This is a genomic window from Serratia sp. CY47280, assembly GCF_052168655.1.
In the GTDB taxonomy this organism is placed as follows: domain Bacteria; phylum Pseudomonadota; class Gammaproteobacteria; order Enterobacterales; family Enterobacteriaceae; genus Serratia; species Serratia bockelmannii.
In genome coordinates, this window is sequence record NZ_JBJNMG010000002.1 from 845,027 (window position 1) to 864,055 (window position 19,029).

Consider the following 19,029-nt stretch of genomic DNA (forward strand, 5'->3'; position numbering starts at 1 on the left):
GTCCTTAAAACAGAAGTTTGTTGTAAGTATGTTGAGAACAGAGATAATAATATCTCTTTTGACGATCTTCTTTCTTTTTTTGTTTAAATTTCAATTCGTTGGGGGCATATGGGGCGTGTTGTAAACAAGGTATACAGAGTCTTGACTTGTGTGTTGCTGCTTGTTGCCGCGGCGGCCGTTTGGCACTTCCGCCATCCGGCGCCAACCGATTTCAAAACGGTAAAGGTCACCAAGCGCGATCTGCAGCAGAACGTGTTGGCGACCGGCCAGCTGGACGCGGTGCGCAAGGTTGACGTCGGCGCGCAGGTCAGCGGGCAGTTGGAAAAGTTGTATGTCGAGATCGGCGACAAGGTGAAAAAAGGCCAGTTGCTGGGGGTTATCGATCCGCAACAGGCGCAGAACAGCATTCGCGAAGGCGAGGCGACGCTGCGCGAGCTGCATGCGCAGCTGCTGCAGGCACAGGCCGAGCAGCAATTGGCGGCGGTCACGCTGCAGCGCAACCAGGCACTGGCCAAACTGCAGGCGGTATCGCGTCAGGATCTGGATCAGGCAGCGACGCAGCTGGCGGTGAAGAAAGCGCAGGTGGGCACCATCAATGCGCAGATCGCCCGCAACCAGGCCAGCCTGGATACCGCCAAGATCAACCTGGCCTACACCCGCATCGAAGCCCCGATGGATGGCGACGTGGTGCAGATCACCACGCTGCAGGGCCAGACGGTGATCGCGGCGCAACAGGCGCCGAACATTCTGACGTTGGCGGATCTCGGCACCATGCTGGTGAAGGCGCAGGTCTCGGAGGCTGACGTCATTAACCTCAAGCCGGGTCAGAAGGCCTGGTTCACGGTGCTGGGCGATCCGACTCGGCGCTTCGACGGCGTGCTGAAAGACATTCAGCCGACGCCGGAAAAGGTCAATAATGCCATCTTCTATTATGCGCGTTTCGAAGTGCCCAACCCGGAAAGGCTGCTGCGCTTGCAAATGACGGCGCAGGTGCATATTCAGCTGGCCGGCGTCGAGCAGGCGCTGGTGATCCCGCTGGCGGCGTTGGGTGACCAGATCGCCGACAATCGCTACCACGTCTCGGTGCTGAAACAGGGCAAGGAAGAGAAGCGTGAGGTGGCTATCGGTCTGCGCAACAATATCGATGTGCAAATCCTCAGCGGGCTTGAGGCGGGCGATGAGGTGATTGTCAGCCGCGGCGGCGTGGAGGCCGGCTGATGGCGGCGCTGTTGCAGCTGAGCGGCATTCGCCGCAGCTACCGTTCCGGCGAGCAGACGGTGGAGGTGCTGAAGGGGATCAGTCTGAGCATCGACGCCGGGGAAATGGTGGCGATCATGGGGGCCTCCGGCTCCGGCAAATCGACGCTGATGAACATTCTGGGCTGTCTGGACAAGCCGAGCGCCGGGGTCTATCGGGTGGCCGGGCAGGATGTGGCGACGCTGAGCGACGATGCGCTGGCGCAGCTGCGGCGCGAACATTTTGGCTTTATTTTCCAGCGTTATCATCTGCTGCCGCACCTGAGTGCGGCGCATAACGTCGAGGTGCCGGCGGTGTACGCGGGGCTGGGCAAAGCGGCGCGGCGCGAACGGGCGGAGGCGCTGTTGTGGCGCCTGGGGCTGGGGGAGCGCGTCAACTACCGGCCGAGCCAGCTTTCCGGCGGCCAGCAGCAGCGCGTCAGTATCGCCCGCGCGTTGATGAACGGCGGGCAGGTGATCCTGGCGGATGAACCGACCGGCGCGCTCGACAGCCACTCCGGCGAAGAGGTGATGGCGATCCTCAAACAGCTGTGCGCCCAGGGCCACACGGTGATCCTGGTGACCCACGATCCAGCGGTGGCGCGCCAGGCTGAACGGATCATCGAGATCCGCGACGGCGAAATCATTGCCGACTCGCGTCCGGCGCCGCCGGAGGATACCCAGGCCAAGCCGCTGGCGCTGGCCGCCGCGGCGCCTTCCTGGCGGCAGATGGGCGGCCGCTTTCGCGAAGCGCTGGTGATGGCCTGGCGTGCGATGGCGGCCAACAAGATGCGCACCGCGCTGACCATGCTCGGCATCATTATCGGCATCGCCTCGGTGGTATCGATCCTGGTGATCGGCGACGCCGCCAAGCAGATGGTGCTGGCGGACATCAAATCGATCGGCACCAACACCGTCGACATTTACCCCGGCAAGGACTTCGGCGACGACGATCCAACCTACCGGCAATCGCTGAAATACGGCGATCTCGATGCGCTGCGCGAACAGCCGTATATCAGCGCGCTGTCGCCGAGCATCAGCAGCAGCATGCGGCTGCGGCTGGGTAACGTCGACGCGGCGGCCAATGTCAACGGCGTCAGCGAACAGTTCTTCCGCGTGTACGGTATGAGCTTTACCCAGGGCGTCGGCATCGATCCGCTGCAGGTGCAGTCTCAGGCGCAGACGGTGGTGATCGACGCCAATACCCAACGGCGGTTGTTCCCGCACCAGAAGAACGTGGTGGGCGAGGTGATCCTGGTGGGTAACATGCCGGCGACGGTGGTCGGCGTGGCCAAGGAGAAGCAGTCGATGTTTGGCAGCAGCAAGACACTGAACGTGTGGGTGCCTTACAGCACCATGGCCAACCGGCTGATGGGCAACAATTATTTCGACTCGATCACCGTGCGCATTCGCGACGGCTACGACAGCAAGGAAGCGGAACAGCAGCTGTCGCGCCTGTTGACGCTGCGCCACGGCAAAAAGGACTTCTTCACCTATAACATGGACAGCCTGGTGCAAACCGCGGAGAAAACCACCCGCACGCTGCAGCTGTTCCTGACGCTGGTGGCGGTGATTTCGCTGGTGGTCGGCGGCATCGGCGTGATGAACATCATGCTGGTGTCGGTGACCGAGCGCACGCGCGAGATTGGCATCCGCATGGCGGTGGGCGCCCGTTCCGGCGACGTGTTGCAGCAGTTCTTGATCGAGGCGGTGTTGGTCTGCCTGGTGGGGGGCGCGCTGGGGATTACGCTGTCGTTCGCCATCGGTCTGGCGGTGCAGTTGGTATTGCCGGGCTGGCAGATCAGCTTCCCGCCGGCGGCGTTGCTGAGCGCGTTCCTCTGTTCCACCGGTATCGGCGTGGTGTTCGGCTATCTGCCGGCGCGCAATGCCGCGCGGCTGAATCCGATCGATGCGCTGGCGCGCGAGTAAGTAAAAGGCATAAAAAATGCCAGTCACACGGCGGCTGGCATTTTTATCGCAGTCAGGGTCAATGCAGCGCGACGCTGCCGGAAGCGTTTAGGACAGCGCCTCGCTTTCCACCGGCACAATAAGACTGGCATGGTTCCCTTTTGGCCCTTGATGCACGTCGAAGCTGACCTGCTGGCCTGCCTTCAACGTTCTGTAACCATCCATCTTGATGGTGGAGTAATGCGCGAAAATATCTTCGCCACCGCCGGCTGGGCAGATGAAGCCAAAGCCTTTGGCGTTGTTAAACCATTTAACAGTACCCGTCTCCATGCTTTTACATCCCTCGCAACGCTATTTTAAGTGAGATGAATAACTGAATTCGCACCCGCCGTAGGCGGGTAGCAGGGTGGACAAGGGGTGGTTAAAAGACCACCAGCCACGAATTTACACTCTAGAGCAAATGATCGGGGCGTCAAGGGATCGGCTTTTGTCGGCGGGGAGCAGTTCACCAAAGTTTGAAGCAGGTAACGCTATTGCCACGATTCAGTCACAATTGGCCCGTTTTTTTGCGCACGTTACAGTGCGGCGGGACGATGCCGAAGATGATAAAATAGTAACTATCCCCACTTTGAATAACCGAAACCTGCCCCCATATCAGAGGGCAGAGCAGAGAAGATGAGCAGCGATGGGCAATAACAACGACTGGCTAAATTTTGAACACTTGGCCGAAGAAAAACAAATCGATGCGGTAAAACCGCCGTCTATGTATAAAGTTATACTTAACAACGACGATTACACACCGATGGAATTTGTGATTGACGTTCTGCAAAAGTTCTTTTCTTATGATATTGAACGCGCAACGCAACTGATGCTCACGGTCCACTATCAAGGCAAGGCGATCTGTGGTGTTTTTACCGCCGAGGTGGCGGAAACCAAAGTCGTCCATGTGAACCGGTACGCAAGGGAGAACGAGCATCCGTTGCTTTGTACGCTGGAAAAAGCCTGAATAAGGCAATCTATTGGGGAGGTGCTTATGCTCAATCAAGAACTGGAACTCAGTCTCAACATGGCTTTCGCCAGGGCGCGTGAGCACAGACACGAGTTTATGACCGTGGAGCACCTGTTGCTGGCGTTGCTGAGCAACCCTGCCGCGCGAGAAGCGCTTGAGGCATGTACGGTGGATCTGGCCGCGTTGCGCCAGGAGCTGGAAGCCTTCATCGAACAAACCACACCGACGCTGCCCGCCGGCGAAGAAGAGCGCGACACTCAGCCGACGCTCAGCTTCCAGCGCGTGTTGCAGCGCGCGGTCTTCCATGTGCAATCTTCCGGCCGCAGCGAAGTGTCCGGCGCCAACGTGTTGGTGGCCATCTTCAGCGAGCAGGAGTCGCAGGCGGCTTATCTGCTGCGCAAGCACGACGTCAGCCGTCTCGACGTGGTGAACTTCATTTCACATGGCACGCGTAAAGACGAGCCGGGCCAAGCGCCGAATGCGGAAAACCCGGTGAACGAAGAGCAGTCCGGAGGGGAAGACCGTATGGAAAACTTCACCACCAACCTCAATCAGTTGGCCCGTGTGGGCGGCATCGATCCGTTGATCGGCCGCGATCGTGAGCTGGAGCGCGCGATTCAGGTGCTGTGCCGTCGTCGTAAAAACAACCCGCTGTTGGTCGGCGAATCCGGCGTGGGCAAGACCGCCATCGCCGAAGGCCTGGCCTGGCGTATCGTGCAGGGCGACGTGCCGGAAGTGATGGCGGACTGCACGCTGTATTCGCTGGATATCGGTTCACTGCTGGCCGGCACCAAATACCGCGGCGACTTCGAGAAACGCTTCAAGGCGCTGCTCAAGCAGCTGGAACAGGATCAGAACAGCATCCTGTTCATCGATGAAATTCACACCATCATCGGCGCCGGTGCGGCTTCCGGTGGGCAAGTGGATGCCGCCAACCTGATCAAACCGCTGCTGTCGAGCGGCAAGATCCGGGTGATCGGCTCGACCACCTACCAGGAGTTCAGCAACATCTTCGAAAAGGATCGCGCTTTGGCGCGCCGTTTCCAGAAGATCGATATCACCGAACCGACGGCGGAAGAGACCGTTCAGATCATCAACGGCCTGAAGACCAAGTATGAAGCGCACCACGACGTGCGTTATACCGCCAAGGCGATCCGCGCCGCGGTGGAGCTGTCGGTGAAATACATCAACGATCGTCATCTGCCGGACAAGGCGATCGACGTGATCGACGAGGCGGGCGCCCGCAGCCGACTGATGCCGGCCAGCAAGCGCAAGAAAACCGTCAACGTGGCCGATATCGAATCCGTGGTGGCGCGCATCGCTCGTATCCCGGAGAAAACCGTGTCGGCCAGCGATCGCGACGTGCTGAGAAACCTGGGCGATCGTTTGAAGATGTTGGTATTCGGCCAGGATCAGGCGATCGAAGCGCTGACGGAAGCCATCAAGATGAGCCGCGCCGGTCTGGGCCACGAGCGCAAGCCGGTCGGTTCCTTCCTGTTCGCCGGGCCGACCGGGGTCGGGAAAACCGAGGTCACCGTACAGTTGGCCAAGGCGATGGATATCGAGCTGCTGCGTTTCGACATGTCCGAGTACATGGAGCGGCATACCGTCAGCCGTCTGATCGGCGCGCCTCCGGGCTATGTCGGTTACGATCAGGGCGGGCTGCTGACCGATGCGGTGATCAAGCATCCGCATGCGGTAGTGCTGCTCGATGAGATCGAGAAGGCGCACCCGGACGTGTTCAACCTGCTGCTGCAGGTGATGGACAACGGCACGCTGACCGACAACAACGGCCGCAAGGCGGACTTCCGCAATGTGATCCTGGTGATGACCACCAACGCCGGGGTGCGGGAAACCGAACGCAAATCGATCGGTCTGGTGCAGCAGGACAACAGCACCGACGCGATGGAAGAGATCAAGAAGGTGTTTACGCCAGAGTTCCGCAACCGTCTGGACAACATCATCTGGTTCAACCATCTGTCTACCGAGGTGATCCAGCAGGTGGTCGACAAGTTTATCGTCGAACTGCAGGCGCAGCTGGATGCGAAGGGCGTCTCGCTGGAAGTGAGCGACGAAGCACGCGACTGGCTGTCGGTGAAGGGCTACGACCGTGCGATGGGCGCTCGTCCGATGGCGCGCGTCATGCAGGAAAACCTGAAGAAACCGTTGGCCAACGAGCTGCTGTTCGGTTCGCTGGTGGACGGCGGTTCCGTGAAGGTCGAGCTGGACAAGGACAAGAAACAGCTGACCTACCACTTCCTCAGTGCCGCCAAGCGCAAGGCGGACGAGGGTGCGGTGCATTAAGGCCGCTTCAGGCAAAGAAAAAGCGATGCTTCGGCATCGCTTTTTTTTATGGGTGAGATTCACCGTACAACAGAAACGAGTGAGCCCTCTCAGTTTACCTGCGCACCTGCAACCCGTTGTGTAACGTCGCTGCGGGGGTAAACGGAAAGGGCTCCCGAGGGATTACATCCTCGATGCCGCCAGCATGTGGCGCGCGGTGAGCCGATTAACGGCTACGGAAGACAATGCGGCCTTTGCTCAGGTCGTACGGGGTCAGCTCTACAGTGACTTTGTCGCCCGTCAGGATGCGGATATAGTTTTTACGCATTTTACCGGAGATGTGTGCGGTTACCACGTGCCCGTTTTCCAATTCAACGCGGAACATGGTGTTCGGCAGCGTATCAAGAACGGTGCCCTGCATTTCAATATTGTCTTCTTTGGCCATCGAATCCTCTAGGTCTAACTACCTTAGTTTTTAACCGGCAAGATAATGCCGAAAAACCCCCATTATGTAAAGATGTGTCGGTGAACATTGCACCGTTTCCATCAATTAGTTTACTGGAGAGGGCGGTTCAACCGGCTGTGGGGATATGACTTGCGGCGCCCAGCACGCCGACGCCAAAGGCCGCCGTTGAAGGGTGCTGAGCTGCTGCAAAAATTGACGGCGCGGAATTTCACGCGCGCCAAGGCGGGCAGTGTGAGCGTTCAGCACCTGGCAGTCAATCAATTCCCCGCCATAAGCGGCAAAATGGCGGCAAAAGGCCATCAATGCGCATTTTGAGGCGTTGGTGACGCGGCTGAACATCGATTCGCCGCAGAACAACGCGCCCTGCGCCACGCCGTACATGCCGCCGACCAGTTGATCATCCTGCCATACTTCCACCGAGTGTGCGTAGCCGAGGCGATGCAGATGCTGATAGGCACGCTGTACCTCCGGGCCGATCCAGGTGCCTTCATCCGGCCGGTGGGCGCAGGCGGCGATCACCGCGGCGAAATCGTGATTGAGCGTGATGCGAAACGGATCGTGGCGCAAAAAGCGTTTCAGACTGCGGTTGAGATGAAACTCGGCAGGGAACAGCACCGCACGCGGATCGGGTGACCACCACAGAATCGCTTCCCCCGGCGAGTACCAGGGGAAGATGCCGCGCTCGTAGGCTGCCAACAGTCGCGGCGCCGTGAGGTCGCCGCCGATCGCCAGCAGGCCGTTGGGATCGCGCAGGGCGCCCTCAGGCGAGGGAAACGCCAGCGACTGGGGGGAAAGCTTAACGATGCGCATACAAGGTCTCTGCGTCCTCTACGGGCCGATTACGGCGCCAGGTTGCTGATACGGTTGCGAAAGCGTGCATAGCGGCCCTGCTGGCGCATCAGGGTGGCGTGATCGCCCTGTTCGACAATTTGGCCGTCATCCATTACGCAAATGCGGTCGAGATGTTCCAGGCCGTACAAACGGTGCGTCACCAGGATCAGCGTCTTGCCCTGACAATGCCGGCGCAGCAGCGCCAGGATCTGCTGTTCGGTTTCGGCGTCCAGCCCTTCGGTCGGTTCGTCAAGCAGCAGCAGCGGGGCCGGATGCAGCAGCGCGCGGGCGATACCCAGTCGGCGCTGTTCGCCGCCGGACAGCTGCCGGCCGCCTTCGCCCAACCAGGCGTTCAGCCCGCCGTCGCTGTCCAGCAATTTGCCCAGCCCAACCTGCTGCAGTACGTCACTCAGGCGAGCGTCGTCGGCATTCGGTGCGGCCAACCGCAGGTTTTCCCGCAGCGTATCGCTGAAGATATGCACTCGCTGGCTGACGACCGTGGTCATCCGACGCAGCGTGGTTTCATCATAATCCTCCAGCGGTTCGCCGTTGAGCAGAATTTTGCCGCCGTCGGTGCGCCAGGCGCGGGTCAGCAGCTGCAGCAGGGTGGACTTGCCGCAGCCGGTGCGGCCGAGCAAGGCGATGTGTTCGCCGGCCGCGACCTCGAGCGTGACGTCGCGCAGCACCGGCTGCGGCTGATCGGGATAGGTGAAACTCAGCTGCTGCAGGCTGAGCTGAGCGCGATCGGCCGCGGCCGGGCCGACGGCAGGGAAGGTGACCTCCGGCTGACGATCGATGATCTGTTTGACCCGCGTGGCGGAGGCAATCACCTGGCCGAGATGCTGGAAGGCGCCGGCGACCGGCATCAGCGCTTCGAACGACGCCAGCGCGGCGAAGACAAACAGCGCGATCAGGGCTCCGGGCTGGGTATCGCCGCCGATGCCGGCGGCGGTCAGCCACAGCAGCAGCGTCACCGTCAGCCCGCTGGCGAGAATCATCAGCGCCTGCGCCTTGCCGCTCAGCGAGGCCTGCTGCCACTGGCGGCGTTGCCACCGCTGTTCGGTGGCGTTCAGCGTCTGGCGGAAGTCGTTGACGGCACCGAACACCACCAGCTCCGCCTGCCCCTGCAGCCAGGCGGTTAGGTCGGTACGGTATTGGCCGCGCAGCGCGGTGAGTTGGCCGCCGATCGGTTTGCCGGCGCGGTAGAACACCGGCGGCACCAGCAGCAACAGCAGCAACAGAATGCCGCCCAACGTCAGGGCGAGCGCAGGATCCAGCCAGCTCAGGCCGTAGGTGACCACCAGGATCACCACCGCCGCGCTGATCAGCGGCGAGATCACCCGCAGATAAAGGTGATCCAGCGTGTCCACGTCCGCCACCAGGCGGTTGAGCAGGTCGGCCTGGCGAAAGCGAGCGATGCCGCCCGGCGCCAACGGCAGGATCTTGCTGAAGGTGAACACTCGCAAGTGCGACAGCACGCGGAAGGTGGCGTCGTGGCTGACCACGCGCTCGGCGTAGCGCCCGGCGGTGCGGAAGATCGCCGCGCCGCGCACGCCGGCGGCCGGCAGCATGTAGTTGAAGGTCAGCAGGCCCGCCAATCCGGCCAGCGAAGAGGCGGCCAGGAACCAGCCGGAAAGCGCCAGCAGGCCGATGCTGGCCAGCAGGGTGACGATCGCCAAAAGGATGCCCAGGCTAATCAGCAGGCTATGGCGGCGATACAACGCCAAAAACGGCAGCAAAACGCGCATGATTAAAGCTCCCCGCGGCGATGGGCGATCAGAGTGGCGAACAGGCCCGGCTGGGCGCTGAGGGTGGCGTAATCGCCCTGTTGCACGATGCGCCCGTTATCCATCACCCAGATCTGATCGTAGTCTTCGGTGTCTTCCAACTGGTGCGTGACCAGTAGGGTGGTTTGCTGATGCGAAGCGGCATTCAACGCCTGCATCACCCGTTGTTCGCTGTGGGCATCGAGACTGGCGGCCGGTTCATCCAGCAGCAGCAAGCGGCGCGGGCCGATCAGCGCCCGGGCGACCGCCACGCGCTGCGCCTGGCCGACCGACAGGCGGGCGGCGTTGTCGCCCACTTCGGTGTCGAGCCCCTGCGGCAGATACGGCAACAGTTCGCTGACGTAGGCGAGTTCCACCGCCTGCTGCAGCTGCGCTTCGTCGGCCTGCGGGCAGCCCAGCAGGATATTGGCGCGCAAGGTTTGCGCCGGCAGGTGTGGGTTCTGACCGACCCAGCTCAGCTGTTGCCTCCAGTTTTCTGCGGACAGTTCACGCAGCTCGATGCCGTTGACGGTCAACGAGCCGCGGTAGGGCAGGAAACCGAGCAGCAGATTGAGCAGCGAGCTTTTGCCGGCGCCGCTCAGCCCGACCAGCGCTACGCGCTGCTGCGGTTGCAGGGTGAAACTCAGCGGCCCGGCCAGCAGTACGCCGTTCGGCGACAGGATTTCCAATGCGTTCGCCTGCAGCGTCAGCGGTTGATCGGCGGGCAGTTGCCGCGTGCCGTTGCCCATCTGCTCGCCTTCGGCGCTAAGGAAGGTTTCCAGCGCTTCCGCCGCGCCGACCGCCTGCGCTTTAGCATGGTAGAAGGTGCCGAGATCGCGCAGCGGTTGGAAAAACTCCGGCGCCAGAATCAGCACCAGAAAACCGGAAAACAGCGTTACGCCGAGGCCGTAGCTGCCGAAGTTGAGTTCGCCGAGGTAAGAAAAGCCGAAGTACACCGCCACCACGGCGATGGAAATCGAAGCGAAGAACTCCAGCACGCCGGAAGAGAGGAAGGCCATACGCAGCACTTCCATGGTGCGGCTGCGGAAGTCTTCGGAGGATTTGGCGATCTGCGCCGTTTCGGCCTGCGCGCGGTCGAACAACCGCAGGGTGTCCAGGCCGCGCAGGCGGTCGAGGAAGTTGCCGCTCAATCGCGCCAGCGCCACGAAGTTGCGGCGGTTGGCATCGGCGGCTCCCATGCCGACCAGCGCCATGAACAGCGGGATCAGCGGCGCGGTCGCCAGCAAAATGATGCCTGCGGCCCAATTGATCGGGAAGACGGCGATCAGGATCAGCAGCGGGATGAAGACTGCCAGATACATCTGCGGCAGATAGCGCGAGTAATAGTCCTGCATATCCTCGATCTGCTCGACGATGATGCTGGCCCAACTGCCCGCCGGTTTGCCCTGGATCCAGGCCGGGCCGAGCTGCTGCAGTTTATCCAGCACCTGCTGGCGCATGCGCTGACGGATCACCTGGCCACACAGGAAACCGACCCGTTCCCGCAGCCAGCTCAACAGCGCCCGCAATGCGAACGCGACGGCCAGCCAGATAAACGAAGGGATCAGCTGTTCGCGCGGGGTATGTTCGATGATCAGGGCGTGCAGCAGGCTGGCCAACAGCCACGCCTGCGCCACGATCAGCAGGCCGCTGAACAGCCCCAACAGCATGGAAAGGCGCAGCCAACGCTGCGCCAACGAACTCTGGGTTTTAAGCCAACGGGTTAACTGTTGCTGTCTGTTTTTTTTCATCAGATATGCGTCTGCGTTGCCGGTGCCCGTTTGTTACAGGCTGGGTTAACGTACTGTTAAATAATAGTGTTTGGCGCAATCGGCGACAAACAAGCGAGGTCCCATGTTACCTCGTCACCCGGCAGACTGAAAATAATAAAGCGGCCAAATGTGGCTATAACAGACGCGTTACCGACTATTTGACTTGCTCACTCGTGGCCTCGGCTTCCAGAGCGGCGCGCACCGACGCTCGCACTGCGATCCGCGTCACATAATGCTGGAGCGGTGGCCACTCGCTCAGCGAAATCTCGAAGCGCGCCATCCAGCGCAACACGGTAAACAGATAAGCGTCAGCGACGCTGAAATACGTTCCCAATAGGTAAGTTTGTTGTGCCAACGCTTGTGCGAGATAACCCAATCGCCGTCTCAACTTGTCGCGCAGCAACGCCTTGGCATCTTCGGGCAGGGCATCATTGAACAAGGGGGCGGCACCGGCATGGATCTCGCTGGTGATGAAATTAAGCCATTCCTGCAGCCTTACCCGCTCAAAGGCCGTCGGTGGCGGTGCCAGCCGGCTCTCTGGGCGCTGGTCGGCGAGGTATTGAACGATGGCGGGGCCTTCGGTGATCACGTTGCCGTCGTCCAGCTGCAGGGCGGCGACGTAACCTTTTGGGTTGATGCGATAGAAATCCTCACCGTCGGCGCAGCGCTTGCTGCGATTGTTTACCCTGACCAGGGTGAAAGGGATCGCTAATTCCCGCAGGACGATATGTGGGGCCAGCGAGCAGGCATCGGGAGCAAAATACAGCTTCATGCTATTTCCTTGTGGGTCAATGAGAGCGCTTGCCACAGCATGCCGACGCGGATGCCGGCGGGAAAATGGAAATTTCAGAAAGCCGCTATTAGCTCAGCGACTGGCCAGGGTTTGCTCCTGTTTGCGCAGGTAATTCAGCAGGGTTTGGACGGGCGGTAGGGCCGCCGCCTCGGATGAGCAGGCCAGGCCGAAACGACGATAAACCGGCGCAACGAGCGGCAGAGCGCAAACTCCGAGCGCATCGGGCGGGATCACCGACGCGGGCATCAGCGCAACGCCCGTGCCTTCTCTGACCAGCGTCAACGCCGTTTGCCAGTCGCTGACGGTGGCGCGGATATCGGCCAGCGCCAGGCCCGACTGCTGCGCTAAACTTTGCGCATTCACATCACATCCGCCGGTCGCCAGGATGAAAGGTAGCCGGAACAGGGCATCGAGTGCCACCGGCCACCGTTCTCGCGCCAGCGGGTGCGCGCTGGGCACGACCGCCAACCAGGTGTCTTCCCCCAAAGGGAAACACAGCCGCTCCGGTGCCGGATTGAGCACCACGCCGATGTCTGCCGTTGCCGATGTTAACCAGCTCTCCACTTCGTGGTCGGTGCCCTCGAGCGTAATCAGCTCAATGTCGGGATACAGACGGCGAAACTTGCGCAGCAGCGGCGGCAACAGCTTGCTAAATGCCGACGGGAAACTGGCCAGGCGTATTTTGCCCGCGTGCGCGTTACCGGCTTGCTGCGCGCATTGTTGAATGGCCCGCAGTCCTTCCAACATCGTGCGGGCATGGGCGACGATCTGTAGGCCGCTTTGGGTCAGGACGACATTGTGTGGCTGGCGCACCAAAAGCCGGGTGCTCAGCATCGTCTCCAGTTGAGCGATGGCCTGGCTGGCGGCAGACTGCGTCATGCCGCAGAGCGCCGCAGCCTGAGTGATGGTGCCGTTGTCGGCGACGGCAACCAGCAGGCGCCAGTGAAGAAGATTATGCATCGGCGTGCATCCTCCTGGGGCTGAAGACAAAAAAAGCGGCTCGAGAGCCGCTTTTTGCTGATGAAGAGAACGTCTTAGCAGACTTCTGCGCCGGCGATGCCGTCCAGGTAACGCTCTGCGTCCAGCGCCGCCATACAGCCGGTGCCGGCGGAGGTGATTGCCTGACGGTAGATGTGATCCATCACGTCGCCAGCGGCGAAGACGCCGGGGATGGTGGTTTGGGTCGCATTGCCGTGAATGCCGGACTGCACCTTGATGTAGCCGTTTTCCAGCTCCAGTTGGCCGCCGAAGATGCCGGTGTTCGGGCTGTGGCCGATGGCGATGAACACGCCGGCCAGTTCCAGTTCACGGGTTTCGTTTTCCGCTTTGGTGCTGCGGATACGCACGCCGGTCACGCCCATTTCATCGCCCAGCACTTCGTCCAGCGTATGGTCGGTGTGCAGCACGATGTTGCCGCTTTTCACTTTTTCCATCAGCCGGTCGATCAGGATCTTCTCTGAACGGAAGCTGTCGCGGCGGTGGATCAGGTGAACCTCGGCGGCGATGTTGGACAGGTACAGCGCTTCTTCAACGGCAGTGTTGCCGCCGCCGACCACGGCGACTTTCTGGTTACGGTAGAAGAAACCGTCGCAGGTCGCACAGGCGGAAACGCCTTTGCCCTTGAAGGCGTCTTCGGAAGGCAGGCCAAGGTAGCGGGCGGAGGCACCGGTCGCAATGATCAGCGCGTCGCAGCTGTATTCGCCGCTGTCGCCGAACAGGCGGAACGGGCGCTGCTGTAGATCGACGCTGTTGATATGATCGAAGACGATCTCAGTCTGGAACTTCTCCGCGTGTTCGCGCATGCGCTCCATCAGCGCCGGACCGGTCAGGCCTTCGGCGTCGCCCGGCCAGTTTTCCACTTCGGTGGTGGTGGTCAGCTGGCCGCCTTGCTCCAGACCGGTGATCAGCACCGGGCTCAGGTTGGCGCGCGCCGCGTAGACGGCGGCGGTGTAACCGGCCGGGCCGGAGCCCAGAATCAGTAATTTGCTATGTTTAGCCGTGCCCATGAATAACCTCTTTATTCCACAATGGCGGACAATGAAGCCGATTGTAGGGAAAATGGCGCATTAAAAAAAGCGCCGGGCGACGTTGTTAACGATTTGTATGATAGTTGTCGCCTATTAATGCGCCCGCTGTCGGCAAATCGTACGCCGAACGCAGAAATTTACCTTATCAAAGCCGCATTCGGCTACCGAATCGCCAACCGCGCAAAAACGGCGCATTCTGCGACTTCAGCCGCTCCCTACCGGGGTTTATCTGCCAGCGATTCATAACCAAAAATGGGATGCAGACTTTTCATGACGGTACGTTGTTCTGATTTTGCTTCTTTTACTTTGACAATCCGCTGCGCATTTGCGAAAACATCATAGGAAGAAGAAATTATCCCCGTAACACCAGCAAATCGTACGTATTTGCGCCGCGAGGCGGCAATGCGTGGTGGATGTGCGGAGCAGGGCGCGCAAGCGTTTGCTGATTTTTTCTCGACCTAAACGTCGTTGCCGGCGTCGCGCGGGGTTGGACAGACAGGCTGCGCGGCGTGGAATGATGGTAGTGAAGAAGCACATGACAGGCATCGGGTCTTCGCTTGGAACGAACCCTTACACATTGACGTTGGCTAGGGTGTGGCAAGTGCACGGAAGAAAATAAGAGAGACAATAATAATGGCAGACAACAAGAAACGCCCGGGTAAAGATCTCGACCGTATCGACCGCAACATCCTGAATGAGCTGCAGAAGGATGGGCGTATTTCGAACGTCGAGCTTTCGAAGCGCGTGGGGTTATCCCCGACACCATGTTTAGAACGCGTGCGCCGTCTCGAGCGCCAGGGTTTCATTCATGGCTATACCGCATTGCTTAACCCGCATTATCTGGATGCGTCCCTGCTGGTTTTCGTGGAGATCACGCTGAACCGTGGCGCGCCGGATGTGTTTGAGCAATTCAACTCGGCAGTGCAGAAGCTTGAAGAGATTCAGGAGTGTCATCTGGTTTCCGGTGATTTCGACTACCTGTTGAAAACCCGCGTACCGGACATGTCGGCGTACCGCAAACTGCTGGGCGAAACCTTGCTGCGTTTGCCGGGGGTTAACGACACCCGTACCTACGTAGTGATGGAAGAAGTGAAACAGAGTAACCGTCTGGTTATCAAAACACGGTAAGGTGCAGGTGCAAAACCTGATTAAATTGGTTACACTCCTGTTTATTCATACAGTTTCGGCGCCGGGGAAGCTTCTCGGCGCTGTTGCTATGTCAGCTAACAGGAACCTGGAGAGCCTTTCTTGAGCCAGGAATATACAGAAGATAAAGAAGTTACCCTGAAAAGACTCAGCAGTGGCCGGCGTTTGCTGGAGGCTGCGCTTATCGTGGTAGCGATTTTTGCCGTTTACCTCATGGCTGCGTTGGTCAGTTTCAATCCGTCTGACCCAAGCTGGTCGCAGACCGCGTGGCATGAGCCGATTCACAATTTGGGCGGCGGTGTTGGGGCCTGGTTGGCCGACACGCTGTTCTTCACCTTCGGGGTGCTCGCCTACGCGATACCGCCGATCATGCTGATCCTGTGCTGGGCAGCCTATCGCCAACGCGGCAACAAAGACTACGTCGACTATTTCGCGCTCTCCCTGCGCCTGATCGGTACCTTGGCGTTAGTGCTTACCTCCTGCGGGTTGGCGGCGCTGAACGTTGACGATCTCTATTACTTCGCTTCCGGCGGCGTGATCGGCAGCCTGCTGAGCAACGCCATGTTGCCGTGGTTCAACGGCATCGGCGCTACGCTGGCGCTGCTGTGCGTGTGGGCGGCGGGGCTGACGCTGTTTACCGGCTGGTCCTGGCTGGTGATCGCCGAGAAGATCGGCGGTGCGGTGTTGGGCGTCGCGACGGTGATGACCAATCGCTCACGCCGCGAAGATCGCTATTTCGAGGATGACGAGCGTTACGTTGACGACGAGCCTGAGCAGGCAGGGAAGGGCGCCGCTGCAGCGGTTGCGGCGACCGCCGCCGGAGCCGCGGCTGCCGATGACGACGTGCTGTTCTCCGCACCCTCGGTCACCGAAAGCGCCAAAGAGGCGGGGGAAGACGCCGCCGATCCGTTGCTCAGCGGCCTGCGAGCCGACGATAGTGAGGTTGAAGCCGACGCCGCGCCAATCGCGCCGGCGGCTTCGCCTGCACCAGCGGTGAAGGCAGAGATCCACGAGCCCGTTGCCGCGCCGATCGCCACACAGGCGCCGTCGGTAACGGTGGCGCCGGCCGCGCCGGCCTCGGTCAATCAGCACCCGGTGAGCACCCCGGCGCAAGACGCCACGCCGCCGCTGTATTCCTTCGAAATCCCGGAAGAAACACCAGCGCCTAAGGCGACGCGCCCTGTCGATCCTTATCAGGATGACGATGAGCCGCGCCTGGGCAATTGGCAAGAGCCGGCCCCGCAGCCGACAGCGCGTTCTCCCTTTGATTTTACCGCCGCGCAGCGCGACAGTGCCGACGTCAGCGGAGCAGGTGGTTTCAGCGCCACCGGCGCCAAGCCACAACTGGATACGGCAGCCGCCGCCGCTGCGGGCGCCGCGGCGGCGACCTTTATGCCGGCCTTCACGGCGACCAGCGACGGCAATTCTCAGGTTAAACAGGGTATCGGCCCTGAGTTGCCGCGGCCGAATCCGGTGCGTATTCCGACCCGTCGTGAGCTGGCTTCCTACGGCATCAAGCTGCCTTCGCAGCGTGCTGCCGAACAGGAACAGCGCCAGGCGGAGCCTCAACAGCCGACGGCGGTGAGCCCGCAGGAAGAAGAGGCGCAGCAAGAAGCCGCGCTGCGCCAGGCGTTCGCCGAACAGCAAAGCCAGCGCTATGGCGAAAGCTACGCGCCGGAGCAGGATGATGAACAGGCTCAGCAGGAAGCCGAGCTGAGTAAAGCGTTCGCCGAACAACAGAACCAACGTTACGGTGAAGTCCAACAGGACGATGAAGAGGCGCGGCAAGAGGCTGCGCTGCGTCAGGCTTTCGCCGAGCAGCAGCAGGCGCGTTATGGCCAGCAAGAGACTGCCCCGCAGGCGCCGGCCGCCAGCCCGGTCGATACCCGCAATGCTTTCAGCTTCTCGCCGATGGCGGATTTAGTGGACGATGGCCCGAGCGAGCCGATGTTCACGCTGTCCCCACAGCTTGAAGAGCGCATTGAACAGCAAAGCGAGCAAGAGGACGACGTGCCGTTTGGCCAGTTTGAGCCTGCGGCGCCGGCTGCTCAACCTCAGCAACCGCATGTGCAGCCGCAACAATACCAACAGCCGCAGCAGCAACCTTATCAGCAGCCGCAGCAACAACAGCAGTATCAACAGCCGTCGCAGCAGCAATATCAGCAGCCACAGCAACCGGTGCAGCAGCAGCCTCAGCAAGCTCCGGCCGAGCCGCACCCGGCGATGGACAGCTTGATTCACCCGTTCCTGATGCGCAACGATCAGCCGCTGCAGAAGCCGACTACGCCGCTGCCGACGCTGGATCTGCTGACCGAAGCGCCGAAAGAGGTGGAGCCGGTCGACTCCTTCGCGCTGGAACAGAAAGCGCGCTTGGTGGAGGCCAGTTTGGCCGATTACCGCGTAAAAGCCGACGTGGTGGATATCCTACCGGGGCCGGTCATCACCCGCTTCGAGCTGGATCTGGCGCCGGGCGTTAAAGCGGCGCGCATTTCCAACCTGTCGCGCGATCTGGCGCGCTCGCTGTCGACTTCGGCGGTGCGCGTGGTGGAAGTGATCCCCGGTAAGCCTTACGTCGGTCTGGAGCTGCCGAACGCCAAGCGTCAAACGGTGTACCTGCGCGAAGTGCTGGACTGCCCGGCCTTCCGCGACAACCCGTCGCCGCTGTCCATCGTATTGGGTAAGGACATCTCCGGCGAACCGGTCGTGGCCGATCTGGGCAAAATGCCACACTTGCTGGTCGCCGGTACTACCGGCTCCGGTAAATCGGTCGGGGTCAACGCCATGATCCTGAGCATCCTGTATAAGGCCACGCCGAAAGAAGTGCGCTTTATCATGATCGACCCGAAAATGCTGGAATTGTCGGTTTACGAAGGTATTCCGCACCTGTTGACCGATGTGGTCACCGACATGAAAGACGCTGCCAATGCGCTGCGCTGGTGCGTGGGCGAAATGGAACGTCGCTACAAGCTGATGTCTGCCCTGGGCGTGCGTAACCTGGCCGGCTACAACGAGCGCGTCGATCAGGCCGAAGCGATGGGGCGCCCGATCCCGGATCCGTTCTGGAAACCGACCGACAGCATGGACATCACGCCGCCGGTGTTGGAGAAAGAGCCGTACATCGTGGTAATGGTCGACGAATTCGCCGATCTGATCATGACGGTCGGCAAAAAGGTCGAAGAGTTGATCGCTCGCCTGGCGCAGAAAGCGCGTGCGGCGGGTATCCACCTGGTGCTGGCGACCCAGCGTCCGTCGGTGGATGTGATCACGGGTCTTATCAAGGCCAACATCCCGACGCGTATCGCCTTTACCGTGTCGAGCAAGATCGACTCCCGCACCATCCTCGATCAGGGGGGCGCCGAGTCCTTGCTGGGTATGGGTGACATGCTCTATCTGGCGCCGAACTCCTCGATCCCGGTGCGTGTACATGGCGCATTCGTGCGCGATCAGGAAGTGCACGCGGTGGTCAAGGATTGGAAAGCGCGCGAGCGGCCCCAATATAAAGAGGGCATTCTCAGCGGCGGCGAAGATGGCGAGGGCGGTGCCGGTGGCGGGATGGACGGCGACGAAGAGCTGGATCCGTTGTTTGACCAGGCGGTGGATTTCGTGGTGGATAAACGCCGCGCCTCCATCTCCGGCGTACAGCGCCAGTTCCGCATCGGCTATAACCGCGCCGCGCGCATCATCGAACAGATGGAGGCGCAGGGCATCGTCAGCGAGCAGGGGCACAACGGCAACCGCGAGGTGCTGGCGCCGCCGCGGCACGATTGATGCTCGCTTAGCCATTGTAATTCAA

Annotated in this window: 14 protein-coding genes; 6 read left to right on the forward strand and 8 right to left on the reverse strand. The window is 60.8% G+C overall.

The genetic code is table 11. The annotated features are described in order from the left end of the window. The first annotated feature begins 108 nt into the window (after nucleotides 1–108). Both macA and macB read left to right on the forward strand, forming a co-directional pair. The gene (gene macA / locus ACJ8J4_RS13575) at nucleotides 109–1,218 is read left to right on the forward strand and encodes a macrolide transporter subunit MacA (RefSeq protein WP_141997704.1); all 1,110 of its coding nucleotides are present in this window, start codon (nucleotides 109–111) and stop codon (nucleotides 1,216–1,218) included. Continuing rightward, on the forward strand, nucleotides 1,218–3,164 hold the full coding sequence (gene macB / locus ACJ8J4_RS13580) for a macrolide ABC transporter ATP-binding protein/permease MacB (RefSeq protein ID WP_197835367.1): 1,947 nt from the start codon (nucleotides 1,218–1,220) through the stop codon (nucleotides 3,162–3,164). The genes macA and macB overlap by 1 nt, the downstream gene beginning before the upstream one ends. Nucleotides 3,165–3,251: 87 nt before the next feature. Here macB and cspD read toward each other — a convergent pair whose 3' ends face one another. Continuing rightward, on the reverse strand, nucleotides 3,252–3,473 hold the full coding sequence (gene cspD / locus ACJ8J4_RS13585; RefSeq protein ID WP_004928349.1) for a cold shock-like protein CspD: 222 nt from the start codon (nucleotides 3,471–3,473) through the stop codon (nucleotides 3,252–3,254). A gap of 355 nt (nucleotides 3,474–3,828) precedes the next feature. Between cspD and clpS the strand changes: the two genes are divergently transcribed. Both clpS and clpA read left to right on the forward strand, forming a co-directional pair. Next, on the forward strand, nucleotides 3,829–4,149 hold the full coding sequence (clpS, locus tag ACJ8J4_RS13590; protein ID WP_004928347.1) for an ATP-dependent Clp protease adapter ClpS: 321 nt from the start codon (nucleotides 3,829–3,831) through the stop codon (nucleotides 4,147–4,149). A gap of 27 nt (nucleotides 4,150–4,176) precedes the next feature. Further along, on the forward strand, nucleotides 4,177–6,456 hold the full coding sequence (gene clpA, locus ACJ8J4_RS13595) for an ATP-dependent Clp protease ATP-binding subunit ClpA (RefSeq protein ID WP_025302261.1): 2,280 nt from the start codon (nucleotides 4,177–4,179) through the stop codon (nucleotides 6,454–6,456). Between the two features lie 205 nt (nucleotides 6,457–6,661). Here the strand turns inward: clpA and infA are convergent, their stop codons facing one another. The 7 genes from infA to trxB form a co-directional block, all read right to left on the reverse strand. Next, nucleotides 6,662–6,880, reverse strand: coding sequence for a translation initiation factor IF-1 (infA, locus tag ACJ8J4_RS13600; protein ID WP_002211347.1), 219 nt, complete (start codon nucleotides 6,878–6,880; stop codon nucleotides 6,662–6,664). Nucleotides 6,881–6,985: 105 nt separating this feature from the next. Continuing rightward, entirely contained in the window at nucleotides 6,986–7,711 is a 726-nt protein-coding gene (gene aat / locus ACJ8J4_RS13605) for a leucyl/phenylalanyl-tRNA--protein transferase (RefSeq protein WP_043137718.1), read from the reverse strand. 29 nt (nucleotides 7,712–7,740) lie between these two features. After that, on the reverse strand, nucleotides 7,741–9,480 hold the full coding sequence (cydC, locus tag ACJ8J4_RS13610) for a heme ABC transporter ATP-binding protein/permease CydC (protein WP_043137717.1): 1,740 nt from the start codon (nucleotides 9,478–9,480) through the stop codon (nucleotides 7,741–7,743). 2 nt (nucleotides 9,481–9,482) lie between these two features. Then, the gene (cydD, locus tag ACJ8J4_RS13615) at nucleotides 9,483–11,249 is read right to left on the reverse strand and encodes a heme ABC transporter permease/ATP-binding protein CydD (RefSeq protein WP_173889534.1); all 1,767 of its coding nucleotides are present in this window, start codon (nucleotides 11,247–11,249) and stop codon (nucleotides 9,483–9,485) included. A 175-nt stretch (nucleotides 11,250–11,424) separates the two neighbouring features. Beyond that, nucleotides 11,425–12,042, reverse strand: a complete 618-nt coding sequence (gene gstA / locus ACJ8J4_RS13620; protein WP_025302265.1) for a glutathione transferase GstA — start codon at nucleotides 12,040–12,042, stop codon at nucleotides 11,425–11,427. A gap of 93 nt (nucleotides 12,043–12,135) precedes the next feature. Next, nucleotides 12,136–13,023 carry a LysR family transcriptional regulator gene (locus tag ACJ8J4_RS13625; RefSeq protein ID WP_043137710.1) on the reverse strand — a complete coding sequence of 296 codons (888 nt, stop codon included), beginning with the start codon at nucleotides 13,021–13,023 and terminating at the stop codon, nucleotides 12,136–12,138. Between the two features lie 74 nt (nucleotides 13,024–13,097). Then, nucleotides 13,098–14,069, reverse strand: a complete 972-nt coding sequence (gene trxB, locus ACJ8J4_RS13630; protein ID WP_049204246.1) for a thioredoxin-disulfide reductase — start codon at nucleotides 14,067–14,069, stop codon at nucleotides 13,098–13,100. Between the two features lie 654 nt (nucleotides 14,070–14,723). Here trxB and lrp point away from each other — a divergent pair. Together lrp and ACJ8J4_RS13640 are read left to right on the forward strand one after the other, a co-directional pair. Continuing rightward, nucleotides 14,724–15,218: a leucine-responsive transcriptional regulator Lrp gene (lrp, locus tag ACJ8J4_RS13635; protein WP_004928318.1), complete on the forward strand. Its 495-nt coding sequence runs from the start codon at nucleotides 14,724–14,726 to the stop codon at nucleotides 15,216–15,218. Between the two features lie 120 nt (nucleotides 15,219–15,338). Next, entirely contained in the window at nucleotides 15,339–19,004 is a 3,666-nt protein-coding gene (locus ACJ8J4_RS13640) for a DNA translocase FtsK 4TM domain-containing protein (RefSeq protein ID WP_197822791.1), read from the forward strand. Nucleotides 19,005–19,029 lie beyond the last annotated feature (25 nt).